This window comes from Flavobacterium sp. 20NA77.7, assembly GCF_031326205.1.
GTDB classification, from domain to species: domain Bacteria; phylum Bacteroidota; class Bacteroidia; order Flavobacteriales; family Flavobacteriaceae; genus Flavobacterium; species Flavobacterium nakdongensis.
Genome location: NZ_CP133721.1, coordinates 1,643,839 through 1,667,222 on the forward strand (window position 1 = coordinate 1,643,839; position 23,384 = coordinate 1,667,222).

At 30.6% G+C, this 23,384-nt stretch carries 21 protein-coding genes and 1 tRNA gene; 4 read left to right on the forward strand and 18 right to left on the reverse strand.

Annotated features, from left to right (window positions below; translation table 11 throughout):
- Positions 1 to 11: 11 nt before the first annotated feature.
- Together RF683_RS07320 and RF683_RS07325 are read right to left on the reverse strand one after the other, a co-directional pair.
- Entirely contained in the window at positions 12 to 407 is a 396-nt protein-coding gene (locus RF683_RS07320) for an ExbD/TolR family protein (protein ID WP_309531676.1), read from the reverse strand.
- Positions 397 to 1,107, reverse strand: coding sequence for a MotA/TolQ/ExbB proton channel family protein (locus tag RF683_RS07325; RefSeq protein WP_309531677.1), 711 nt, complete (start codon positions 1,105 to 1,107; stop codon positions 397 to 399). Before RF683_RS07325 ends, RF683_RS07320 begins: the two co-directional genes overlap by 11 nt.
- Before the next feature lie 126 nt (positions 1,108 to 1,233).
- Between RF683_RS07325 and RF683_RS07330 the strand changes: the two genes are divergently transcribed.
- Positions 1,234 to 2,448, forward strand: coding sequence for a bifunctional folylpolyglutamate synthase/dihydrofolate synthase (locus RF683_RS07330; RefSeq protein ID WP_309531678.1), 1,215 nt, complete (start codon positions 1,234 to 1,236; stop codon positions 2,446 to 2,448).
- 123 nt (positions 2,449 to 2,571) lie between these two features.
- Positions 2,572 to 2,649 (forward strand) — tRNA-Val (locus RF683_RS07335).
- Here RF683_RS07335 and RF683_RS10295 read toward each other — a convergent pair.
- Both RF683_RS10295 and RF683_RS07340 read right to left on the reverse strand, forming a co-directional pair.
- Entirely contained in the window at positions 2,606 to 4,153 is a 1,548-nt protein-coding gene (locus tag RF683_RS10295) for a recombinase family protein (protein WP_408733699.1), read from the reverse strand. The genes RF683_RS07335 and RF683_RS10295 overlap by 44 nt on opposite strands.
- Positions 4,154 to 4,363: 210 nt before the next feature.
- On the reverse strand, positions 4,364 to 5,293 hold the full coding sequence (locus RF683_RS07340) for a hypothetical protein (protein WP_309531679.1): 930 nt from the start codon (positions 5,291 to 5,293) through the stop codon (positions 4,364 to 4,366).
- 70 nt (positions 5,294 to 5,363) lie between these two features.
- Here RF683_RS07340 and RF683_RS07345 point away from each other — a divergent pair, with 70 nt between their 5' ends.
- Both RF683_RS07345 and RF683_RS07350 read left to right on the forward strand, forming a co-directional pair.
- Positions 5,364 to 5,756, forward strand: coding sequence for a hypothetical protein (locus RF683_RS07345; protein WP_309531680.1), 393 nt, complete (start codon positions 5,364 to 5,366; stop codon positions 5,754 to 5,756).
- A complete protein-coding gene (locus RF683_RS07350) occupies positions 5,753 to 5,962 on the forward strand; it encodes a hypothetical protein (RefSeq protein ID WP_309531681.1) in 210 nt (69 codons plus the stop codon). Before RF683_RS07345 ends, RF683_RS07350 begins: the two co-directional genes overlap by 4 nt.
- A 255-nt stretch (positions 5,963 to 6,217) precedes the next feature.
- Here RF683_RS07350 and RF683_RS07355 read toward each other — a convergent pair whose 3' ends face one another.
- The 14 genes from RF683_RS07355 to RF683_RS07420 all read right to left on the reverse strand — a co-directional run bounded on the left by RF683_RS07355 (position 6,218) and on the right by RF683_RS07420 (position 23,213).
- On the reverse strand, positions 6,218 to 7,696 hold the full coding sequence (locus tag RF683_RS07355) for a class I SAM-dependent DNA methyltransferase (protein ID WP_309531682.1): 1,479 nt from the start codon (positions 7,694 to 7,696) through the stop codon (positions 6,218 to 6,220).
- Positions 7,697 to 7,700: 4 nt separating this feature from the next.
- On the reverse strand, positions 7,701 to 8,705 hold the full coding sequence (locus tag RF683_RS07360; protein ID WP_309531683.1) for a type II toxin-antitoxin system antitoxin SocA domain-containing protein: 1,005 nt from the start codon (positions 8,703 to 8,705) through the stop codon (positions 7,701 to 7,703).
- 148 nt (positions 8,706 to 8,853) lie between these two features.
- Positions 8,854 to 9,201 carry a hypothetical protein gene (locus RF683_RS07365; RefSeq protein ID WP_309531684.1) on the reverse strand — a complete coding sequence of 116 codons (348 nt, stop codon included), beginning with the start codon at positions 9,199 to 9,201 and terminating at the stop codon, positions 8,854 to 8,856.
- A gap of 140 nt (positions 9,202 to 9,341) precedes the next feature.
- Positions 9,342 to 10,007 carry a GNAT family N-acetyltransferase gene (locus RF683_RS07370; RefSeq protein ID WP_309531685.1) on the reverse strand — a complete coding sequence of 222 codons (666 nt, stop codon included), beginning with the start codon at positions 10,005 to 10,007 and terminating at the stop codon, positions 9,342 to 9,344.
- 29 nt (positions 10,008 to 10,036) lie between these two features.
- Positions 10,037 to 11,206: a restriction endonuclease subunit S gene (locus tag RF683_RS07375; protein WP_309531686.1), complete on the reverse strand. Its 1,170-nt coding sequence runs from the start codon at positions 11,204 to 11,206 to the stop codon at positions 10,037 to 10,039.
- Between the two features lies 1 nt (position 11,207).
- The gene (locus tag RF683_RS07380; protein WP_309531687.1) at positions 11,208 to 11,948 is read right to left on the reverse strand and encodes a DUF5131 family protein; all 741 of its coding nucleotides are present in this window, start codon (positions 11,946 to 11,948) and stop codon (positions 11,208 to 11,210) included.
- Positions 11,948 to 13,090 carry a three-Cys-motif partner protein TcmP gene (tcmP, locus tag RF683_RS07385; protein WP_309531688.1) on the reverse strand — a complete coding sequence of 381 codons (1,143 nt, stop codon included), beginning with the start codon at positions 13,088 to 13,090 and terminating at the stop codon, positions 11,948 to 11,950. Before tcmP ends, RF683_RS07380 begins: the two co-directional genes overlap by 1 nt.
- Before the next feature lie 3 nt (positions 13,091 to 13,093).
- Complete coding sequence (locus RF683_RS07390) at positions 13,094 to 15,910, reverse strand: type I restriction endonuclease subunit R (RefSeq protein WP_309531689.1); 2,817 nt, start codon at positions 15,908 to 15,910, stop codon at positions 13,094 to 13,096.
- Between the two features lie 127 nt (positions 15,911 to 16,037).
- Positions 16,038 to 16,913, reverse strand: a complete 876-nt coding sequence (locus tag RF683_RS07395; protein WP_309531690.1) for a DUF5655 domain-containing protein — start codon at positions 16,911 to 16,913, stop codon at positions 16,038 to 16,040.
- Between the two features lie 186 nt (positions 16,914 to 17,099).
- The gene (locus tag RF683_RS07400) at positions 17,100 to 17,351 is read right to left on the reverse strand and encodes a hypothetical protein (RefSeq protein WP_309531691.1); all 252 of its coding nucleotides are present in this window, start codon (positions 17,349 to 17,351) and stop codon (positions 17,100 to 17,102) included.
- 21 nt (positions 17,352 to 17,372) lie between these two features.
- Positions 17,373 to 18,194, reverse strand: a complete 822-nt coding sequence (locus RF683_RS07405; RefSeq protein ID WP_309531692.1) for an abortive infection family protein — start codon at positions 18,192 to 18,194, stop codon at positions 17,373 to 17,375.
- 46 nt (positions 18,195 to 18,240) lie between these two features.
- On the reverse strand, positions 18,241 to 19,503 hold the full coding sequence (locus RF683_RS07410; protein WP_309531693.1) for a Shedu immune nuclease family protein: 1,263 nt from the start codon (positions 19,501 to 19,503) through the stop codon (positions 18,241 to 18,243).
- A 782-nt stretch (positions 19,504 to 20,285) separates the two neighbouring features.
- Positions 20,286 to 21,101 carry a LuxR C-terminal-related transcriptional regulator gene (locus RF683_RS07415; RefSeq protein WP_309531694.1) on the reverse strand — a complete coding sequence of 272 codons (816 nt, stop codon included), beginning with the start codon at positions 21,099 to 21,101 and terminating at the stop codon, positions 20,286 to 20,288.
- Between the two features lie 246 nt (positions 21,102 to 21,347).
- Positions 21,348 to 23,213: a tetratricopeptide repeat-containing sensor histidine kinase gene (locus tag RF683_RS07420; protein ID WP_309531695.1), complete on the reverse strand. Its 1,866-nt coding sequence runs from the start codon at positions 23,211 to 23,213 to the stop codon at positions 21,348 to 21,350.
- Positions 23,214 to 23,384 lie beyond the last annotated feature (171 nt).

A 23,384-nucleotide genomic window follows, 5' to 3' on the forward strand; every position in this document is an offset into this window, starting at 1 on the left:
CAAAAACTACATTATTTAGAATTCGTAGCAATCACAAATTTCATATTGTTTTTCACGCCGATTTGCAATACATCTACTAAATCTTGTACTTGAAGATTAAAAGGAATACGCACTACAACCGTTTGTTCTTTATCATTTCCTACTTTAGCCAACAATTCTTTTTCTAATTGTTCAAAAGGCACTTGTTGTTTATCTATGTAGTATAATTTTTCTTCTGTAACCGAAATACTTACTAATTGTTTATTTGTTTTTTCATTCGTTTTCGATTTTGGCAATGTCATTTTTATCACATTAGGGTTTGCCAATGTGGAAATAATTAAGAAAAATAATAGCAAAAAGAACATGATATCGCTCATAGAGGAAGCATGTACTTCGGCATGAAAACGTTTATTTCTTTTAATTGCCATGATTTGGTCTTTGAATAATGTTTACAAATTCTAATACTTGTTTTTGAACATTTAACATAAAATGATCAATTTTTCCATTTAATAAATGGTATCCCGCATAAGCAAAAAGTCCCACGATAAGACCTGCTCCTGAAGAAATCATTTTTTCATATAAACCGCCAGAAATATTACCTATACTAATGTTTTCGGTAATCGATATGCTATAGAAAATTTTAATTACACCGCTAATTGTTCCCACGAAACCAAGGGTAGGCGCCATACCAGCAATAAGCCCTAAATGCCCTAGCTTTTTTTCCATTTCACCTAATTCAATTTGCGCCTGACGCTCCATGTTAGATTCTATCTCCGCAATAGGACGTCCAATAGTCATAATACCTTCTCTCACTACTCTTGCGTTTGCGTTATTCTCTCTTTCAGCCGCGCCAATAGCTAATTCAAGATTTCCATTATTTAAATGTGTACGCACTTCTTTGATTAAAAAATGATCTGTTTTAGTGGTCCTGTTGATGTATAATGTACGCTCAACAATTACATAAATCGTATAGGCAAACAACAAAGCAATCGGAATAAGAAAAAAACCGCCTTTAAAAATAAATTCTAAAACAGAAATTTCTGCATTTATTTTTGTTGCCCCTTCGGCGGCCTGATTAGCAACTTGTGCTAGCGTATCAACTGTGGCTTGTAAAAAAAATCCAACCATAACCTAAAATAAGTTAATATTTATATTCAAATTTGCAATAAAGATACATTTTTCTATAAATACTAAAACTAAAATTTTATTAAAATAGTATTTAGCACCTAAATAAATTTTAAAAACAATGTATTTATGACCTATAAAGAAACACTTGAATGGCTTTATAATCAACTACCTATGTTTCAACAAGTGGGTAGCATTGCTTATAAAAAAGATTTAACAAATACAGTTGCATTAACACAGCATTTAGGCAATCCCCATACCAAATTTAAAACCATTCATGTAGGAGGAACAAACGGCAAAGGGTCAACTTCGAGCATGTTGGCTTCGGTTTTAATGGAAGCTGGATATAAAGTAGGACTCTACACTTCGCCACATCTTAAAGATTTTAGAGAGCGCATAACCATAAACGGTAAAACAATTAGTCAAAAGTATGTGGTGAATTTTGTAACCAAAAATAAACTTTTTTTTGCCGAACATAGTCTAAGTTTTTTTGAAATGACCGTTGGACTTGCCTTTCAATACTTTGCAGATCAAAAAGTAGATGTGGCAGTAATTGAAGTAGGTATGGGTGGACGGTTAGATTCTACTAATATAATAACACCTTTAGTTTCAGTTATAACCACTATTGGATTTGATCACATGCAGTTTTTGGGCTCTACCTTAGAAGCAATAGCTGGAGAAAAAGCAGGCATTATTAAACCAAACGTTCCCGTAATAATAGGTGAATATACTGCAGCAACCAAAGTTGTATTTGAAACTAAAGCCAAACAAGAAAATGCAAAAATCATATTTGCTCAAGACCTTGACCTACCCAATTATCCTTCAGAATTAAAAGGCTTATATCAGCAGCAAAATAAACAAACTGTTATTGCTAGCTGCCATGAGCTGCAAAAACATTTTAACCTCACAGAAACACATATTAAAAAAGGAATTGCTAATGTAGTTACTAACACAGGACTAAAAGGTAGATGGCAACTTTTACAACAAAACCCTACTATTATTTGCGACACCGCACATAACAGTCAAGGATTAGCACTAGTCATGCAACAAATCAAACAAGAACAATTTGACAACTTACATATTGTGTTGGGCGTGGTAAATGACAAAGACTTAACAAGTATATTGCCTTTATTTCCAAATACGGCTGTCTATTATTTTTGTAAACCTAACGTAGCACGAGGCTTAGACGCTAAAGAGTTACAACAAAGAGCAGCAACTTTTGGATTGAAAGGTAAAATTTATAAATCTGTAAAATTAGCTAAAAGAGCTGTTGTTAGACATAGTAAACCCGCTGATTTTATCTACATAGGAGGAAGCACATTTGTTGTAGCTGAAGTCATTTAATACAGAGACAACTGATTATTAACAGATTATAAAATAGTTTTGATTTTTTAGTACAATTTATTTGCAAAAATAAAAAACCGACTTATATTTGCACTCGCAATACAGAAATGTAAGCATTTATAAGGGCGATTAGCTCAGCTGGTTCAGAGCACCTCGTTTACACCGAGGGGGTCGGGGGTTCGAACCCCTCATCGCCCACCATCCCGGACAAATTCAATTTTTTTGGATTTGTCCTTTTTTTTGTCCTTTGCGAAAGGTTGTTAATACTGGAAATCTTCAAAAATAACGGATGAATATCTTTGGTTCGAACTTTTTTATTTTCAAATTGAAACTTTTCTGGAAATATCGAACCAATTAATTTTCTTTTTGCATCAATATCTCCATTAGTGTACTGATAATGAATAGTTAGCAACTTTGCCAAAGTGAACTCATATGTTTTAAGTACTTCCTTTTTATCTTTTTCTACTTCTTCCTTTTGTTTTAATTCTTGAAGTAGTGCTTGGTATCTTTTTTTAGCTTCTAAGTACTCCGTTTTTTCAATTTCTCCTTCAATAAATAAATCTTGTAATCGTATTAACTTCGCTTCAATATTCTTTTTACTTTCAAAATGCTTTGGACCTAATTCTGTTTTTCCTTTTTTTGAAGTTAATTCTTCTTTTATCATTTCATACAATACTTCTTGAATTTCCTTATCTAAAGTAATCGATTTTAAAAACTGTTCAAACCATAAATTTACATCTTCTATTCTATAGCGTTCATTACAAGGGCTTATACAATGGTAATAGGTATAATGTTTACTTCTACCCTTAGAAGAACTTGCTGTAAGTGGTTTTTTGCATGTAGGACAATTTAAAAATCCCTTTAAAGGAAAGTTCTCATTTATTTTTTTATGTGCAACATGGTATTTATGTCTTCTATTATCCATAACATCTTGAACTTTGTAAAAAAGTTCTTTTGTTATAATAGGTTCATGTATTCCTTGAGCTATCATTTCAGGTTCTCCTTTGTATGCTTTTACAAATACGCCACCATAGTAGAGATGATTTCTAAAAACAGAGGCAATAGCAGTCATACTAGATTTAAAACCTTTAGTTTTTAATTTATTAAAAACTTCTTTTTGATTGTAAATACCTGTTGCCATTAATTCAAATCCTTCTTGGATGTATTTTGCATCTTCATTTGGTACTAATAGCGGTTTTTTATTTGCATCCATTCCATTGGAATAACCTTTGGGAGCATTTCCAACATAGCGCCCCTCTTTAAATGCTCTACGCATACCAGCAATAACATTTAATGAACGACGTTGGTTTTCTACTTCTGGAATAGATAAATAAACTGCTAACATGAGTCCTTGTTCAGGTATAGTTAAATCCAATGGTTGCTCAATAGCATTTATTTGAATTCCTAATTGATTAAAAACATCTATCATTTGATAGGATTCTGATGTATTTCTTGAAAATCTATCCCATTTAATAAAGAGCATTTGATGCACATCTCTTTTATTCTTTTTACAATAATCAAGTAACCTTTTAAACTCAGGTCTTTTGAATGTCTTTGCTGAAAAATCTTCTCTAAAAATGTGTAAAACATTTAGATTGTTATTTTGACAGTAGGTTAATAATTTTTGTTCTTGGTCTCTAAGCGAGTAACCTCTGCCCGCTTGTTCATCTGTAGAAACCCTAACATAGAGAATTACGTTTTTCATGTGTTTGTTAACTTTGATAGATTTGAAATACTAACATCTTTTAATATGTTTAAAAACTTCATCAGCTCCTTTACCTCTTTATCTGTGTAATGTTTTTTTCTGTTTCTTCTTAAAATTTCTTTTACTTTTTCTATTTCCATTTCCTAGTTAAGCACTAAGAAGTAGGACTTACTTGTTAGTGTTAGTTAGGTGTTTTGTGCTAAGGGCTACTTAGGACTTTTTTATAATTTCTTTTTTTGTATTTTTAACCAACAAATGCTGGTCATTTCGGTAAATGACTTCTACTTGTTCGTATTGTTTTAAACCTAATATTTTTTTTAATTCTTTTGCCTGATTACCTCGTTTTTCGACTTCTATTTCATTGGTTATGGTTAAATCGCCTGAACGATGCTTAACCACTGTAATTTTCTTCCAATTATTTTGCTTAATTGCATCTAAAATCTTTAACTCCTCTTTTGTATATAATCCAAACTCATGGTTATACTTTTCTAGTTTATCATTCTCAAGTAAACTTTCTACTATTGCAGTGATTGAAATAACATAACAGCTTTTTTTGCTCAAAAATCCATTCAACTCTTCATTAAATTGATTTTGATGAGTGCTGTTGTAATATTCTGATTTAGAATATGCTTCGACAAGTACATTTTGGTCATCATCTATATTTATCAAAAACCCTTCATGCGAACCAAGTAATACTCTTCCAATGGCTGCTCCTAAACTTGAAAATATATTAAATTTGTCATAGTCATCGAGATAATTATCAAAAATGTCAAACACATTAATTTGCTTTAACATTTCTAATGTAGTAGCATCAACATCAGTACCCATTCGTTCTAATATTTCAGCTAATATATCTGGATTTTTAGCTATCATATCAGGAGTGATGTTAGTAAATAATTTGTCTTTAATTTGTTTTATCGTTGATAAATCAAAATTATACATTCTAAACTCTTTTATTATTGACACCCATGTGGCTTCATACAAGTTTAAAAATACTTTCTGTCTTTTATCTGTAATTACAAAATCTTTAAAAAGCAAACCTTCACTTTTCCAATGAAGATAGGTTCTTGATGCTACTCCTAATTTACTAATTGGTATTTTCTTTTCTTTTATTTTGTTTAATGGATTACTTAAACTCATTTATTTTTTATTTTAATTACACAAATGTAATACTTTATATTTATATTTGCAAAATTACAAAAACAAAATAATGAAAAAAAGAATACTAATCTGCAAAAATGAAGAATGTCAAGATGAAATTATTGACTACAAATCTTCTAAAAGACTGTACTGTTCTGATTATTGCAGAAACAGAGACGGTTACTTAAGAAGGCTAGAAGATAATAAAGAACTAATAGAAATCAGTAAAGGGCAAAAAATAAACTACGAATTGTTAGATAGATACGCTAAAGCAGGCATCTTTGAGGAGGAAGTATCAAAACTGATGAAATTTGGATTTAATTCAAAGTGCTTACGTCTAGCTAAATATTACGAAATAAATGGAAGAAATTGTACCTGTTTTTCTATAAAAGATATTTTATTTGAATTTGACGAAGAAAAAGAATTAATCATCATTCATAAATCTAAACACAAAATAAAATGAAAGAAATTAAACTACCCAACTACATGTACATGGCAAGTCCATTACATGTGGCACAAACATTAGGTCAAATACCTACAGAAAAAGAATTAGAAACTAAAACTAAAAACAACTACATTTTTGTTGGTGCATTTATTGGCGTATCCGTTGCTTTATCTGCTTATTTAATTTGGGATGGTTATACCGCTAACAAAAAGAAAACAATTTGACACTAAAGAAAAATCAGTGAAAATCAGTGAAAACTAGTAATCAGCACTAATCTTCAACAATAAGTAATGAGTAGCTCAAAAGCACAACTTTCACTGATTTTTTTGTTATTATAAATTCTTTCTTTTCTTAATTAAAAAAGTTTGCTTAACTATCTCTTTCTACTGTAAAAACTTAAACCTACAAGACAAACTTAAAAAATAAAAATATTCTAAAAAATATTTATAATTTTTTAGAATATTTTTTTGATATCAAATTTATGCCTTAAGGTTTGCAATAATCGCTCTAAAACTCTCCAAACCAGCTTCAATGTTTTCTACTATTTCTTCTGCTAATTCATCAGGGTCAGGTAGATTGTCTAAATCGGCTAGGGATTTGTCTTTTAACCAAGTGATGTCTAAACTCGTTTTGTCTCGGGCAATGACGTCATCATACGAAAATTTACGCCATCTACCTTCAGGATTGGTCTCTGAATAGGTTTCTTTACGTTTAGCGATATTACCATCCAAATACAAATCTAAGAACTCTTGTAAGTCGCTATATTTTAATGGGTTTTTCTTTAAAGTATGATGAATATTGGTTCTGTAATCGTACACCCAAATCTCTTTTGTCCAAACTTCTTTACTAGCGGGTTTACCATCAAAGAACAATACATTCGCTTTTACACCATTGGCATAGAAAATACCCGTTGGCAAACGTATAATGGTATGTAAATTGGTTGTTTCTAATAACTTTTTACGAACTGATTCCCCAGCACCACCTTCAAACAATACATTATCAGGCAAGACTACTGCCGCCTTACCGTTTTCTTTTAATTGGGTTTTAATGTGTTGTACGAAGTTCAGCTGTTTGTTACTGGTAGTAACCCAGAAATCCTGACGGTTATAGGTTAAATCGTCTTTTTCTTGTTCGCCTGCTTCGTTGGTAATGGTCATGCTACTTTTTTTACCGAAAGGCGGATTGGCTAAGATATAATCAAAGCGGTCTCCATTATCGGCTACTAGGGAATCGTTTGGCGAAATAAAATTATCCGAATCAATATCACCTATATTGTGTAAAAACAAGTTCATTAACGCTAAACGACGCGTACTGGCTACAATTTCATTACCTCTAAACGTGTGGTATTTTAAAAACTGCTTTTGCTCTTTGTCTAAGTTTTGCTCGGTTAAATGGTCGTAAGCCGCTAAAAAGAAACCTCCTGTACCACAAGCAGGGTCGCCTATGGTTTTCATAGGTTGCGGATTCAAACACGTAACCATCGCTTTGATTAAAGGTCGTGGGGTAAAGTATTGCCCTGCGCCACTTTTGGTATCTTCTGCATTTTTCTCTAACAAGCCTTCGTAAATGTCGCCTTTGTCTTTTACGCCCATCATGACCCAGTTTTCAGCATCTATCATTTTGATGAGTTTGAAAAGCTTGGCTGGGTCTTGTATTTTGTTTTGACTTTTGGTAAAAATTTGCCCTAAAATACCTTTGCTTTGCCCCAACTCACGCAGCATTTTTGTATAATGTACTTCTAATTCTTCTCCGCTTTTATTTAGGAGACTTTCCCAGTTTAAGTTGGTTGGGATATTTAAGTTACGATTGTGCGGCGGCAAACTGTACTCGTGTGCCATTTTTAAAAACAGTAAATACGTTAACTGTTCAAGGTAATCTCCATAACCTACACCATCATCTCTTAGGGTTTGACAAAATGCCCATACTTTGCTTACTATTGTGGAATTTGTGTTGCTCATAAATTTAAATTTGTTTTAGTTCGAAAGCATATTCGTAACTAATGACATTTTTTGCCTGTTCATTTTCTTTCCACGCTTTCTCTAAATGACTCAATTCAATGATATCATTTGTACTGGTTGTTTTGAAAGTAGCTACTACTTTTCTTAAAACATCTAATTCGGAATCAGAAAACAAGGTACTGTTAAATGGTCTATCGTTTCGAGCTATAAACTGTTCTCCAACTCCACCATTAGGAAATTCTTTAGAATAGATATCAATTTCGTCTTCATTAGCTAAATATTCAAAAATACTTTGAAAATTGTGTGGAACAGGTCCCATATCAATTGCATTGTAACGAACACCACTTATTGAAAAACAACTTTGTTTAAACATCAAAAAATCGGCATAAAACAATAACTTATTCATCTTGGTTTTATACGGTTTGACTTGTTCCGAAAAATAAACAACCATTTCGGTAAATTTCTCAAAGTTAGGATTACGATAACCTGAATAAATATCAGCTAAATGATTACCTAGAAGATAATCTTTTAAATTAAAAGCAAAACTATTACGTGCTTTTTCCTCTATAAGTTGTTTTGCTCTTTCAATGTATTTTTCTTTTGTTTTCTCGTCTAATGAATCACAAAGTAATACTAAATCTATAAATTTAGTAGGATCGCTAATCATTTGTATTAAACGAGCATTGGAAACACTAGGCATTTCTCCTGCTTCATACTGACGATAACCGTTCGTTCCAAAACCTAAAATATCGGCCATTTTACTTGCTGAAACTCCATGTTTTTTTCGAATAGCTGTAATTTCATCAGGAAACGGAATATTAAATTTGTCTCGGTATTGGTTGTACAATTGGTTCAAATTGATTTCATCTTGGGCGGTAGTAGTAAACTGTTCACCACTATCTTCACATTTATAATAATGAAATACGATTTGAAAACTTTCCTTTCTAAAATCCATGGCTCTTTTTTCAGTAACCAAGGTCATTTCTTTGCCTGTGATGGGACTTTTCATATGTTTAAATTTTATTTTTTAGCGGTAACATATGGTATCGCCTTTTTATCTTTGGTGTTTATCTCACAATTGTTTTATTTTTCATCGGTGTTCGATGATTATTCAATTGCTTGCGCAAACTTGTTGTTAAAGGCGATTTCATGTTTATTTATTTTAAAGGATAGTGCATTTTATGTGCTGCCAAATGAAATGATATACAAATTACAGAAGCGCCCATGACCCCCAACGTAATTTTGATATACACTTCTTGCTTTTTAATAGTCTTACCAAAGACCCACATATCTGAACCGCCATAAAGTTTTTCTTCTAATGGTCCTTGACTATAATCTTTGGTTGTCAAATTTTCTAATATCGTTTTACGCTCTCTAGGTCTTAATTCTAAAGCGGCTAATGTTTGTGCATTTTTACCTCGATCATCTCGAAAAAGAACATCCCAAATTTCCATTTTAGTTTTGAAGTCTTTCAAAAAAGCGGTTACTTCTTTTTCTGTACTCATGCGTTTTATGTTTTGCAAAGGTAATAAAATAATTTAAAAATAAACTTTAAAGTTGAAAAAATTGACAAAAAATCAATTAATTAAACTTTAAAGGTAATTGTGTTTTTAGATATAATCTAAATTATTAAGTAATATGATAACTATTTAGTAATAACATCATGTGGTCTGGCTAAGAAATACTCCATATCAAAAGGATTCTTAAATCCTCTTTTTATATAATAATTAAATAATTGGTATTGTGATTTTTCAAAATCCAATTCCATGTTTTTATACCCCATTTTTATATTCCAATCTACCTGAGATTCTTCCTTTTCACTTTGAATTGAAATATCATGCTGCAAAGGGAAAGCTTTTAACACCCATAAACCACAAGAGGAATAAAAACGTTCCATTAAATTATTAATTATTTTTTCACCTAAACCTTTACCTCTATATTTTTCAATAACTTCTAATGTTTCTAAAAAACATACATCATAACTTAATGGAGGTTCAAATTCAAAATAAGCATCTATCTTGTCCCAAAAATCTTTATCATCGTCCCACTCAAATAATACACCTGACATTTGAGCAATTGAATGTGAAGCATCCATTACATCCATTAAAGGAAATCCGCAATCCATTGCTAATGAGAAAAGGATTTGACTTATTTTGCCTTTTCCTACTTTCTCAAGTAAATGTCCTGATTCGTTAGTGAGATATACTTCAAAGTCAATCTCATTAACAAAATCCATTGGGTCTTCACCAACTGTACCATCGTTTAAAAAGCTAGAAAATGAATACTTTATGATAAAATCTAGTGCTTCCATATCTTTATTAAATTGACTTCCTACTTTAGTTAGACAAGCTCCCCACTAAACGCCTTTTTCAAAATACTTTGCCTTAACGCTTCTGCTTTTTGTAAACTCTCTTGTATGCTTTCCTCCATTTTATCAGCAACACTTAAACGACTTTCAATTTCTTGAACGATTTGGTGTTGTTCTTCAAGAGATGTAATAGGTAATTTGATGTTTTCAAGAATATTTACATTAATATTTTTTTGAGCTGTTGCAGGAGCTAATTCTTCTAGTTTTTGTTTAAATGAAATGAAAAAGTAATTTAAAAACTTATTATATAATACTTTTTCATCGGTTAATAAACCAACTACACTATCAGGAAAACATGCATCAAAATCTAATATTGCAGTTTCTCCAATATTAGCTGCAATTGTTATGCATAGTGTTCCTTTAGGCCATAATTTACTTTGCTGTAAACCAATTTCGCTATATGTTTGAGAATATTTCTTAATATAACCTCCATTGGCATTTCGTATATCTCCTGTCTGAATAAAAGGATAATTTCCTCCATACAATTCAGGAGCATTTCTAGGACGATGTTTTGATTTTCCTCTTTTTACTACACAAACATCTTTCAATTCATCAACTTCCCACCCCTCAGGCAACTCACCCTCTTTTACATTTTTGTTCGTTAGTTTTCCTTCAAATGCGTGTTTTAACACACTTTGGCGGTACACTTTTAGTTGCGCTTGTGCGGTTTTTAAATCGGCTATGCCTTGGTCTAACTCGCTAAAAAGTTCTTCTATTTTGGAAACGATGATGTGTTGGGTTTCTGTATTAGGTAAAGGAATTGGAAGTTTCGAAAAAACAGAAATCCAGTATCTTTTGTGTGTATCAAATGACACCCTTAAAGTTTGCATGTAATAATACACAAACAAAAGATTAACATCTTCATTTTTAGGTTTTAATATCTTCATTGCAGAAGACTTAACTTTAAATTTAAAATTAACTAATTTATTTGCTGTTGTAAAATCATCAAAAATTATTACTGGTACATTCTCAAATATACCTTCTGTTTCATTTGTTTTTCCTAGAATAAACGTTTTTCCTGCTGTTAATACAGGAGTTTTATAATTATCATTATACTCTGTGGATTTTACAATATATTTTGTGGGTTGTATATATTCTAGTAAATCTTCGAGTTTTTTGGTTTCCCAGTTTTTATTACTCATATTAATATCCAGCATCTGCCAATACACCATCTAACTCTGGCATATCGTCATAGGTTTTTCCGTTAATTTCTCTACCTGCTTTTTTCTTGTTTGTTCCGCCCCATTGTTTAAAAAAGAATCGTACATCGGCTTTTTCACATTGTTCCATAATGTTAATTGCCCATTCAGGTTCCATCTTTCTTGATTTAGGTCCGCTTTCTCCTCCAACAATTACCCAATCAATTTTCTTCAAATTCAAATTTGGTAAAGGTCCAATTAATGGCTCACAAGAAAGAAACTTAACTCTAGCTTTTGTTTTTCTAAGAAAATCAATTCTATCAACAACTCTTGTGTCTTCAACAGAAACCCCCATCCAAACATTATGAGGCCATTTACCTTTTAAAACACGCTTGTCAAAATCTAACAAACGTTCTGCACGCTTGGTCAAAACTTGATAAACATGCTCTGTATCTTTCATTACTTCAAAAACTTTCAAAATAAAGTCATCTGAAATATCTTCATGAAATAAATCACTCATTGAGTTAACAAAAACAACCCTTCTTTTTTTCCATTTATAAGGTTCTTTTAGTGCTTCGGGATGTTCTGTTATTTTAAAAACATTTCGGTATTTATCTACACCCATTGCATGTAATCGTTTTGCCATACGTTCCGCATAACAAAACTTACAACCCTGTGAAATTTTATCACAACCCGTTGTAGGATTCCATGTTAACTCTGTCCATTCTATACTTGATTCTGCCATTATATATTATTAAAGCTAAAAATTAATTTAATTGGTTCTGCTGGTTTATATTCTTTGTAAGAAAGATAAAATGCTGATTTTCTTCCATTTTCACCTGATGGTGTCTTTGAAATCAATTCTTTATTTTCTTGCCACTTCTTTAAAATTTGACTTGCGTGTGATGGTAAATGACCGCATCTTAAAGTATATTCGTAAATCTCTTTATTATTTCTACTTTTTAGGCCAATAAAACTCCTTAAAGTGTCTTCAAACTTTTCAGTACTTGGTTCAATTTCTACGCATGAAAACAAATCCTCAACACCAGAACTATATCTCCATCCTCTACCTTGCTCTTCATCTAACTCCCATTTAGCATCTAACATTCTATCAAATCCATAAATATGACTCGTAAAGAAGAATAAACAAAAGAATTGATTTTTCTCTCTTGATATTACAAAGGTATCCACAAAAAAATTCTTCCCAAGGTATTTTTTGAACCCATTTTTAAGATTCTCAATAAAAACTAATCCGGTTTGACTTTTAGGCCATTGTTCTTTGGGAACAATTTCTTCAATAAATTCATATAAACTTTCAGGAGTACCATCTTCTATGAACCTAAACATAAAATGAGTTGGTAAAAAAAGTAAAACCTCAGAATTACCATTTTTTAGTAAGGATTTAATATCACTAATCCTTACTTCTTTATATCCATATGGATCTATAAATACAAAAGCTTTCTCTTTTTTTGGTAACTTATCTAATTTCTTTGATACCTCTGGTACTAATATTTGATAATCCTTAGTTAAAAATTCAATATTTCCAAATTCGGAATAATGAAGTTTTAAATTAGAAATATTTTTCTTTAAAGTTTCAATTTTAGATTCTTCAATATCATTAAACATACAGTGAAACTTACCTGAGTTTCCATTTTTATGTTTAGCTGCATAATATGCATTTTTTATTGAATCCAAAACTATTATAGGACTTCCTTTACCTCCATTTTCATAAACTCCTTCAGCAGAAAATAAATCAAAATAATGTATATCTCCAATAAATTTAGAGTTATTTAAAATATTGAAATATCTTTTCAGATAAGTTTCAAGTAATTTTACTTTAACTTCTGAATGCACTAACATTATTTTTTGAGAATCTTTTTTTGCCATAATCTAAGCTGCTAGTACTTCGTTTAATTCTTCTATAATTTCTATATACTGGTTGCCAAACAACTGGTAAAACTTGCCTAAACCACCGTGCGCGTTAAACGGGTTCAGTTCAAAATCTTCGGTATCTAAATGAAAGGAGTTGGCAATATAATCTTTAATCATGCGCAACCATTGCATTTGTTCTTCGGTAAAAGTATTGTGTTGCCCTGCATTTTTCTTAAATATCCACTCTTGAAAGTTTCTATCCACCGTTTTATCATAAGCCGTTAAATACTCATCAATCTTTAAGGCTTTACGAATCACAGAAACCAAGAGTACCAAATCTTTTTTAGGTTTCTCGGTTCTTGGCATTCGTTTTACTAACTTATCTTTGTCTTGGTTATCTTCTAACTCGGCATAAGCATCCCAAAGTTTAGGTGCGTTTAAGGTAGGTTGTTCCAATACCAATTTCTCATATAAATCGCGTATCATTTTATAAGTCAATTCCCTTCTACGATACGGTTCGCCATAAAAAATTTGCAAGGCTAAGGCTTCGTCTTGGTTATTGGCTACCCAAGTTTCAAAAGCGGTTACGATGCTTTGCGCTTGCTCGGCAACATCTTTTACCCAACCCATATTGGTTACTTCGTCTATATTGAGGGTATCAATAATTTGGTCGTATTTTTTGCGTACGTCTATAATGTAATTGCGTAAATCAGGATTGTGCAACACCGCAACAGCTTGTTCTATAATAGTACGGTGTTCCGTTTCAATGGCTAGTTCTATAACGGCTGGCGCTTGTCCTTTCAAATCATTCTGAATTCTAAATTCTAAATTCTGAATTACATCAGGGTCATACGCTTGCAATAACTTTTGTACCACTTGTTTAATCTCCAACCCATTAGCTAACTCGGCAAATTTTTCTTTTTCTTTGGGATTAATTTGTCGGTCTAAACGAATCAAACGATTGGCTAAAGTGGTTAACATTTCTTCCGAGCGGTTACCCATCGCAATATTGCCCAACACATCTTTTAACGCCACACCAGGAGCTTTTTCTAAGGGTCGGCTATCGGTTTTTTGTGATTTTTCAACTCCAATGGCATCAATAATAACAAAATGGTCTTTGTTGTATTTAGCAGTTGGTGTTCCTGTTTTGCGTAGTTCTTCTAAGGTACACGTACGCGTACCACGACCTTTCATTTGTTCGTAGTAACTTTTACTTTTCACATCACGCATAAACAACAACACTTCCAGCGGTCTTATATCGGTTCCTGTAGCAATCATATCTACTGTAACCGCTACACGAGGATAGTATTCGTTACGAAACTGACTCAAAATGCTTTTGGGGTCTTCGGTAGATTGATACGTAATCTTTTTACAAAACTTATTTTCTTCGCCAAATTCCTCTCGAACAATGTCAATAATATCTTCGGCATGACTGTCGCTTTTGGCAAAAATTAGCATTTTGGGTACTTCGAAATTGCCGTGTTCGTCAAAACGGTCAGGAAACATATTCGGCAAATTATCACGAACGGCTTTTACAATACTTCGAATGGTACTAGGATTCACAATGTCTTTATCCAATTGTTTACCCGAGTAACTGATATCTTCATCTACGGTTTCCCAAAACTTTTTACGAGTTAAGCGTTCGCGTTTGTCTACTTGTTCGCCAATAGGAATATTTCCACCTTCACTTTGAATTTTGGTATCAATTACGAATACATTATACGGCACCAAAACGCCATCTACCACCGCTTTTTCATAACCATAATCCGAAACTACATTCTGATTGAAATACATAAACGTACGGTTATCAGGTGTAGCGGTTAAGCCTACTTGAAATGCATCAAAGTAATCCAATACTTGTCGCCATAGGTTGTAAATACTGCGGTGACATTCGTCAATTACGATGAAATCGAAAAACTCAATTGGAATTTTTTCATTGTATACTACTGGCATAGGCTCTTTACTAGGGACAAACTCATACGGATTCAATTCTTCGGCTCTTTCTTCTAATTCCGTACCTTTCAAAATCGAATACATACGCTGAATCGTACTAATATACACCTGATTATCCTGAGGAATAAAACTGCTTTTTAATCGGGTTACAGGATATAATTCGGTAAACTTAGTATTGGAATCATTTGGCAAATATGCCATGAATTCTTGTTCGGCTTGTTCTCCTAAGTTTTTGGTATCTACTAAAAACAGAACTCGTTTTGCTTTAGCAAATTTCAGTAAGCGATAAATAAACGTAATTGCAGTAAAGGTTTTCCCTGAACCTGTTGCCATTTGTACTAATGATTTCGGCTTGAAGTCCTTAAAGGATTTTTCAAGATTGGTAATGGTATCAATTTGGCAATCACGCAAGCGGTCAATCGGCAACTCAGGAATATCCAATAAACCAGTTCTTAGACTTTTTTCATTTTTCAACCACTGTCCTAAAGTTTCAGGTCGGTGAAACGTAAATACTTCTCTAGCTCTAGGTTTTGGATCTTTGTAATTGGTAAACTTAGTAATGTCGCCCGTACTTAAATACACAAAGGGTAACGGGTCGTTATCTAAATATTTGAGTTTGGCTTTGGCATAATCTTCTCCCTGCTCCTCCACCATCGACAACGATTGACCTAATTCAGAACGTTTAGCTTCAATAACTCCAACAGGAATTTGATTTACAAATAAGACATAATCGGCAGGACCAACATTAGTTTGATACTCACGTACTGCTACGCCAATAGCAGCCGCTAAATTAATTTGTGTCTTATTTTGTATCACCCAACCGCAAGCAAGCAATTGCTTATCTATTTCATCTCGAGCGATTTGTTCTGGATTTTGGTTCATTATCTCTTTACAGATTTTAGCTTGTTTTCAATAAAAATCAAATATAAGAAAAAGGTTCTTTTTATTTTTCTATTTTATAAATATGGAACTAAATTAAACTTAAATTATAAAAATTAAGAGTTTTGTTCTATTCTTCGTTTACAAATCCATATGCTTGCTTCATTAAATTTTTTAATAGCTCTTTATGCTTTAAAATATCATTTTTATCAACTCTTATCCTATATCTACCCCATTTATTTTCGTAATCCATTGTATCCAATTTTGCCAAATCTAATTTATCTTGAATTTCTGGAGATTGTTTGAGTCTAATTTCTAACAATAAACTACTTTTTTTTGCTCTAAAAATAGCAAAATTGTTTGGTTGTCCGTTTTTTGCAAGTCCAATGTAATATTTGTTATATTTCAAATCTAAATGAGGACTAAATTCTTTTACGATTTCAAGTAATTGGTCTGCCAAGGCCACAGTCTGTTTAGTTCCTTTAATTGTTTCCCAGTAATTCCTGTCTGTTACTTCTTTTGTTTCTTCGTCTTCTTCAACTAAACCTAAATTAACTTCGTCAAGAACAGTCGTGAAAATTAATGAAACCTCGTCTTTTGAAAATTGATACGCAGACATTTGAATAGCGATTAATGGAATATAACCGTTAAACAGACTAATTACATTCAAAAATCTACTCGTTATATCTTCGGCAATAATTACGGCACAATGATCGTATTGTGGGTATCGTTTGCGTTCTATATCCCAATATTCAATAGTTCTAATAATATGACTTTCATCAACTTTACCTAGCTGAACTTCAACTTCATACCTTCTTTTACTTTCAGCGTCTTGTAACAATAAATCAAGTCTTCCAGCTTTTGGGTGAATTCTTTCTTTATCTTTTAAAATCAAATCACCAAGTCCCAAAATTGATGGGTCTTCAGCAATTACTTGTTGTACCCAAGTTTCATTTAAATCTTTGTGAGTTAATAAATTTAATTTTTCTGGTTTTACTAATTTCATATACTAAGTTATTATTCATTAAGAAAAGGATTCTACCCATTACAATATATTCACTTAAAAAGACAAAGAACTTTGAATTCTTAAAATATCAACCAAGCACGAACTTTGATAGAAGCACAAAGCTTGATTTAACCACAGAATCGCCACTTTTGGGTAGGTGCTGTTAGCGGGTCGTTGTTTATTTTGTCAAATAGTAATTTTTTGATCAGGCAGATTATTGATATTTCTTATAACAGTAATTGAAGGTGTGTCAATATACATATCTCGGTAAATATTTAAACCTTCTCCTGGATAAAGCGTGTCAAAAGCATATTGAATTAACCTGTTTTCTATAATGTTCTTTTGTTGAATATTGGTCGGTGCACCAAAAACAACACTTAAAATTGCTCCTGTTTCTTTTCCGTTTTGGTCATACAGTTTTTTGATAAATGTGCTCATATATTTATTTTTTTGAAGTTATTAAAATGGCAAATCATTCCAGTCTGCCTGTTCTGGTTCTTTAATTTTCTTTAAACTATTTTCAATTGTTTCAATGAATTTGATTGTGTTCGAAACATTATTGAAAATCAAAACACTTTCGTGATAGTTTAAAACTGGATTGTCGTGGGCAAAACTTTTATTATTTCTAATGTTATTAAATGCTTCGACAACATTGATAGAGTATCTCAAAATTTTCTCCGCCATAACTGATTCAATGTGCTTATTGTCAACCAAGAATTTGATGTATTTTCCAAAAACAGCGTTTAGAGAGTCGGATTTTTCATAAGAGATATTATGTTTGTCACAAAGTTCTCTTAGATACCGAAAAGTAAAAGTATGAAGTCTGTCTAATGCGGCTTCGGGTTCGTTTTTCTCAATACTTTCTCTTATTGACTTTGCAAGCAATTTGAAGTCTCTGTCATCAACGTTTGGTTGAATAGCGTCAATATGTTCAACAATACTTTCTTGTTTAAGTCTCTCTGAAATTTTTACGCACTCTTTGTATAGGTTTTCATCGTCTCTTGGATCAATTTCTCCTGTATGAACTTTTGAAAGCCAATAGTCGCAAAACGCAGAAAGTAATTTTCCAAAGGTATAGTTTGATTCAACTTTAATAAATTGTCTAAGACGGTTTGCTTTTGAGTTTGAAGCGTAATGATATTTTTCATCGTCAATATCAAGTCCAACTACTTCACCAACAAATTCTTGAAAAGTCCTGTCAGAAAAGTCCATTACATAACCACTTTTCATTCCTAAAAACTTTTCAATGTTTGCTCGTTCTATATATGTTAAATCTGCCATTATTTATGTAGTCAAAATATGTTAAAAGGTCATTATTCTGTTCGTATCATTTGGTTTTAAGTAGTTTTTGTAAACTTTCAATTTTTGTTTGTAGCTCGTCAAAAGTTATAATTTCAACATCTCTGCTGTTGCTACGAAAAAGCTCAAAAGAGTATTTCTGTTCTTCTGTCAAGTCCTTAGTCGAACCAATAAGAACTACACATTTTGAATTAAATGTTTCAAAACCGCCTTTACTCTTTACTTTATGAGAGTAAAATTCTTTTTGAAAGTTGTCCCGTTGATTTAATACTTGGTTAATGCTTCCTGTCAAATCTTTAGTTGCACTGTAAACATCTTCTCCACGATAAGTTGAAGGGTCAAGAAGTTTGGTTTTGTGTGTTTTAATTTCTAAAAATGAAACGTTGTCGCTTAAGCTATTCTTAATCAGAAAGTCATTGAACTTACCATTCTTGTTGTCAATAGTTTTGCCACCAACATATGCTTCACGTTTATAAAGAATTACTGGCTGTGCGAAAATGTAGGAGAAAATCCAACTATTGTCTTTTAAGAACTCTTGCCACTTTTTTTCAAGACTATCACTATCAGTCTTGATAGCCATTAACTCCTTGTATTTTTTCAGAGTTTCTTGAATGTATTTATTGTCAACGATTTCCTTTGTCTTGGCAAGTGCTTCTTTTGTAAGAAAGTCAGTGCTTAATGAAAGCTTATCAAATAAGTCTTTAATTGCTTTTTTGTCTTCGTCTGAAAATTCATCAATTGTATTTCCCCAAGAAGAAAGCGAATTTGCTAATGCGTTTGAAATATAAGTTTTAGTTGGTTTTACTATTGAAGTTGGAAATAATGTATGCAAGTTTGTTTTCAGCACAAAATCTACTTCTTCTTTGTTTTTTTTGAATATACTGCTAAATGCATCTTGTAATGTCGAAAGAGCAATTTCATTCAAGTAAAGCTTTTTGTTTGCTAAATCAAGTTCTACTTTTCCGCCTTTCTCAATTATTACTTCGACTATGTCGTAATTGTCATTAATATGATAAGCAAAAGGATTTAATGTCTTTGTAAAACCGTAACCAAAATTTACGGATTTGTTTACTCCCACTGGGAGTTTTCCTTTAAACCCTTTATAAGTGAATTTCTTAATTGTTTTGTATTTGTCGCCACCTTCATAACCCCTGGGGTAGTGAACAATTTGGTCAGACTTCTTGAATACTTCACTTGACAGTTGTTTAATTCCGCTTTCACTGTCGTAGTAGAAGTATATCTTTTTCAGAGGTCCTTCTTTTTCTAAATGTTCACCTTTTTTGACTGTCATACTGTATCGTTAATTTTTTATGTGTCGGGGTTTTACAATGCCCGCTAACTTGTTTATATGCGAAACTTTCTGATTACTAACATACCTTATTAGCAAGATAGGCGAAAGTTTGTTATGATTATATTTCACTTTTTTTAATCATTTTAGCGTCTTGAAATCTTTATATTTCTCAAAAATATTTTCCTTGTTTTATAACTACTTTACGAAAATTGATGTTACTCATCTAATATTCGCATTTTTTGTTTTTTCAAATCTAATTTTTTATTTGAAAGTGAACAATACGCATAAAGATGTTATAAATCAATAAAAACAAAAGTAGTAGGCTAAAAATTAAAACAATTGCGTAATATTGCTCAATTGTGATTTTATTTTAATTGACTATTTATTTTTAACTATATAATCTAAAATAACTATATCTTCATATAAATTTTTATCATTAGAATAAAATAAAATCGTTTTATTTTCATAATGTATAACAACTTTATAATTTGTTTTTATAAAAAAAATCAATATAGAAAACAATAAATAACATTACACTTGATATTATAAACATAAAAAAGAATTTTAAAAAATAAATTACAGAAATATAAAAAATTAAAACAACAATAAAACAGATTATGCTTTTAAAATTTATTATTTTTCTGATATAAATTGTGTCTATTTGATTAATATTAATACTAGTGCATTTTTCTTTTTCGTATAATTTTATATTATTATGTTTAACTTGTAATCTCATTTATGTATTTTAAAATATTTATAAATAGTTGAAATGATTGATTAACTTAAATAATTAAGTTTTTTTGTTTCAACTTATTTATATAATACTTAGTAGAAAATTGAGTAATTGAAAGTTCAGATGCTATTTCTTTAATATTTTTATTATCCTTTAATAAAGTTAATACCTTCTTTTCCTTCTCTGTTATGTATATAAAATTTGATTTATTTACTATGGGATTAAAAGTAATTGGGTTTAATTTTAAGTTTCCATTTTGTAACATATTGATTAATTCAAATCTACTTTTGATATTAATTTTTCTATAAAGCAATCGTGTATGCATACGAGTAGTGTTAACAGATTGATTCATTTCATTAGCAATTTCAATATATGAATAACCTTTGGAAAGATAATATGCTACATCATTTTGTTTTTTAGTTAACAAAGTAATGTTGCTTGTTTTAGGTAAAGAAACTTTTTCAAATATGTATTTTGCTAAAATGGGAGAAACATAAAATCCTTTGATTGTAAGAATATTTTCTAAAATAAATTCATAGTAGGAAAGAAAATATTTTTTATCAACTACAGCTGCAAATTTATTTAAAAATGCTTTTGTTATCATTTCGTTTGTTGCGCTAGTAGTTAGCAATACAATCATAATATCAGGATTGTTACTACTAATTTTATTAATTGATATATAATCCGATTCATACGTTTCTGAATTAGTGGTTGCAATTAGTAAGTTACAATTAGTTAATTTATCAATATCTGCAAATGAATTATTAACATAGCTTACATCAAAACCAACTAAACTATCAATAAAAAAACATACTTTTTTTGTGAAAATTTCATCTGAATCTATTATGATAGTATTTGTACTCATTAAGTAAAATTTTTGATTAATAATTCAAAAATACACCACTAATCGAGTATGAATATATCATATAATCATATTCAATATCAAAAAATAATAATAAATAATTACTTTTAAAATCAAACGTTATTTATTACTAAAAAAGTATGTAGTTTTGCAGTAGAATACCAGATGAGGTTCGTTCAAATCTACTTCAAATACTTTATTGTCAGGGGAAAAAACAATAATTTTTTTTGAACCTCATACTGGTATTATTTAAGCATCTACTTCTTCAAAAACAATCTCATAATATGTCCCTTCCTTATCCATTTTTAATAATGTACCCTTTAATTGCATTACTAATAAATTAACTAATTCTAATCCAATTGACATTGACCCGTTTTCTTTTACTTCGCAATTACTTCCATTGTCACCTATTACTAAACTGTATTTATCATTCGACATTTTAGTTAACTCAATAGTAATTTCTCCATTATCAATATTTTTAAAGGCATGTTTTATTGAATTACAAATTAATTCACTAATAATTAATCCTAGTGAAATAGATGTTTCAATATTTAATCGCGTTTTATTTGCATTTATCTTTAAACTTACTCGATTTTTTTCTGAAAAAGTATTAATTATACTGTCGGCTAAAACTTCAAGATATTTTTGAAATCCAACTTTATCTAAATCATCAGACAAATATAAATTTTGATGAATTAACGCTATAGATGAAATTCTACTTTGACATTCGTCTAAAAATTCAGCTACACTAATATCAGGGGTATCATTAGCCTGAATGTACAATATACTTGAAACCAACTGTAAATTATTTTTTACTCTGTGATGGATTTCCTTTAGTAATACTTCTTTTTCTTTATTTGATTTACTCAATAAATTATTTATATCTTCTAGTTTACCATTCTTATATTTTAAAATTTGACCAACTTTCTTTTTAACTCTATAACCATATATTAAAAGTATGATTCCAATAAATGATATAGTCAATATAATAATAACCTTATTTGAAAAATTTTTCTCTTTTATTAACAGTAATTCATTTTTAGCTTTTTTTAACTTTAGTTCCTGTATTTGAAACTCGTTATCTTTATTGTTGTATAACTCTTGTAATTCATCAATGTTATTTTTCTGATTTTCTTTAAACTGTTCTATTTTTTTAATATTATACATTTCTAAACTTTCAAAAGCTTCCTTATACTTCGCTAATTTAAATTCAATTTTAGAAATTTCTTTATAAGTTTCAACATTAATATTCTCAAATAATAAATTCTTCTTTATGGTTTCTAGTGCTAATTCATATTTTTTTTGTGCATAAAATATGTTAGATTTAATCTTATTAATATATTTTAATCCTGGGTCTATATCTTCAGATGAGGCAAAATCATAAATATTTTTTTCAATAAACTTTATTATTTTAAGCGCTTCTGAGTTTCTGCCTAACTTTTGATATGCATCTGCTTTACATAATTGCATTTCAATTATATAATAATCGAGTTTTAAATTTTTAAACTTATTAATGGCTGTATTTGCATAATGAATAGCTTCTTTATACTTATCACTTTTAATATGAAATTCTGCCATGTATAATAAGTATCGTAAATAATACGTTTCATTAAGCCTTATTTCTTCCGGTAAATCATTTAATCGTTTAATGCGTGCAATTGCTTCTGTATAGTTTTCTAAATCAGCTAGTATTACAGCAATTAAAGTATCGCACTCTGCAATACCATGATAATATTTTCTTTTTTGAAAAATAGTTAACGCAATTTTTGCATTAATTAAGGCGTTTTTTAACTTGTGTCCATAATAATATTGCTCTGAAATAGTTATATATAGTGAGCCTAACCCTTCTAAATTTGTATACTTATTATACTTTTTTATTGTATTTAATGCAAGATTTAATGATTCATCATATTTGCTTAATCCATCTAAATACATACATTCTCGTGTAATAGAAAACAAATAAGAATTATAATTTTCATCTTTTAAAAATAATTGGTTTGCTTTTTTACATAAACGCAAGGCTTTAGCGTAGTCTGAATCTAAATAGCTTAAAAAAGAACAATTTTGTAAATACTCGCCCATTGGTGTATTAAGCCCATGTTTATGGGCTACCATGTACAAACTATCATTATATTTTAATGATTTTGCCCTATCCTTATAAAAATTTTGATTGTATAATTGGACATAAAATTTACACAAACCAACTGGACTTATCTTTCCTGATTTTTTTAATACCAGCAAGCTATCTACATTTACAGGTTTTGTGGTTTGCGAAAAACATGTTGA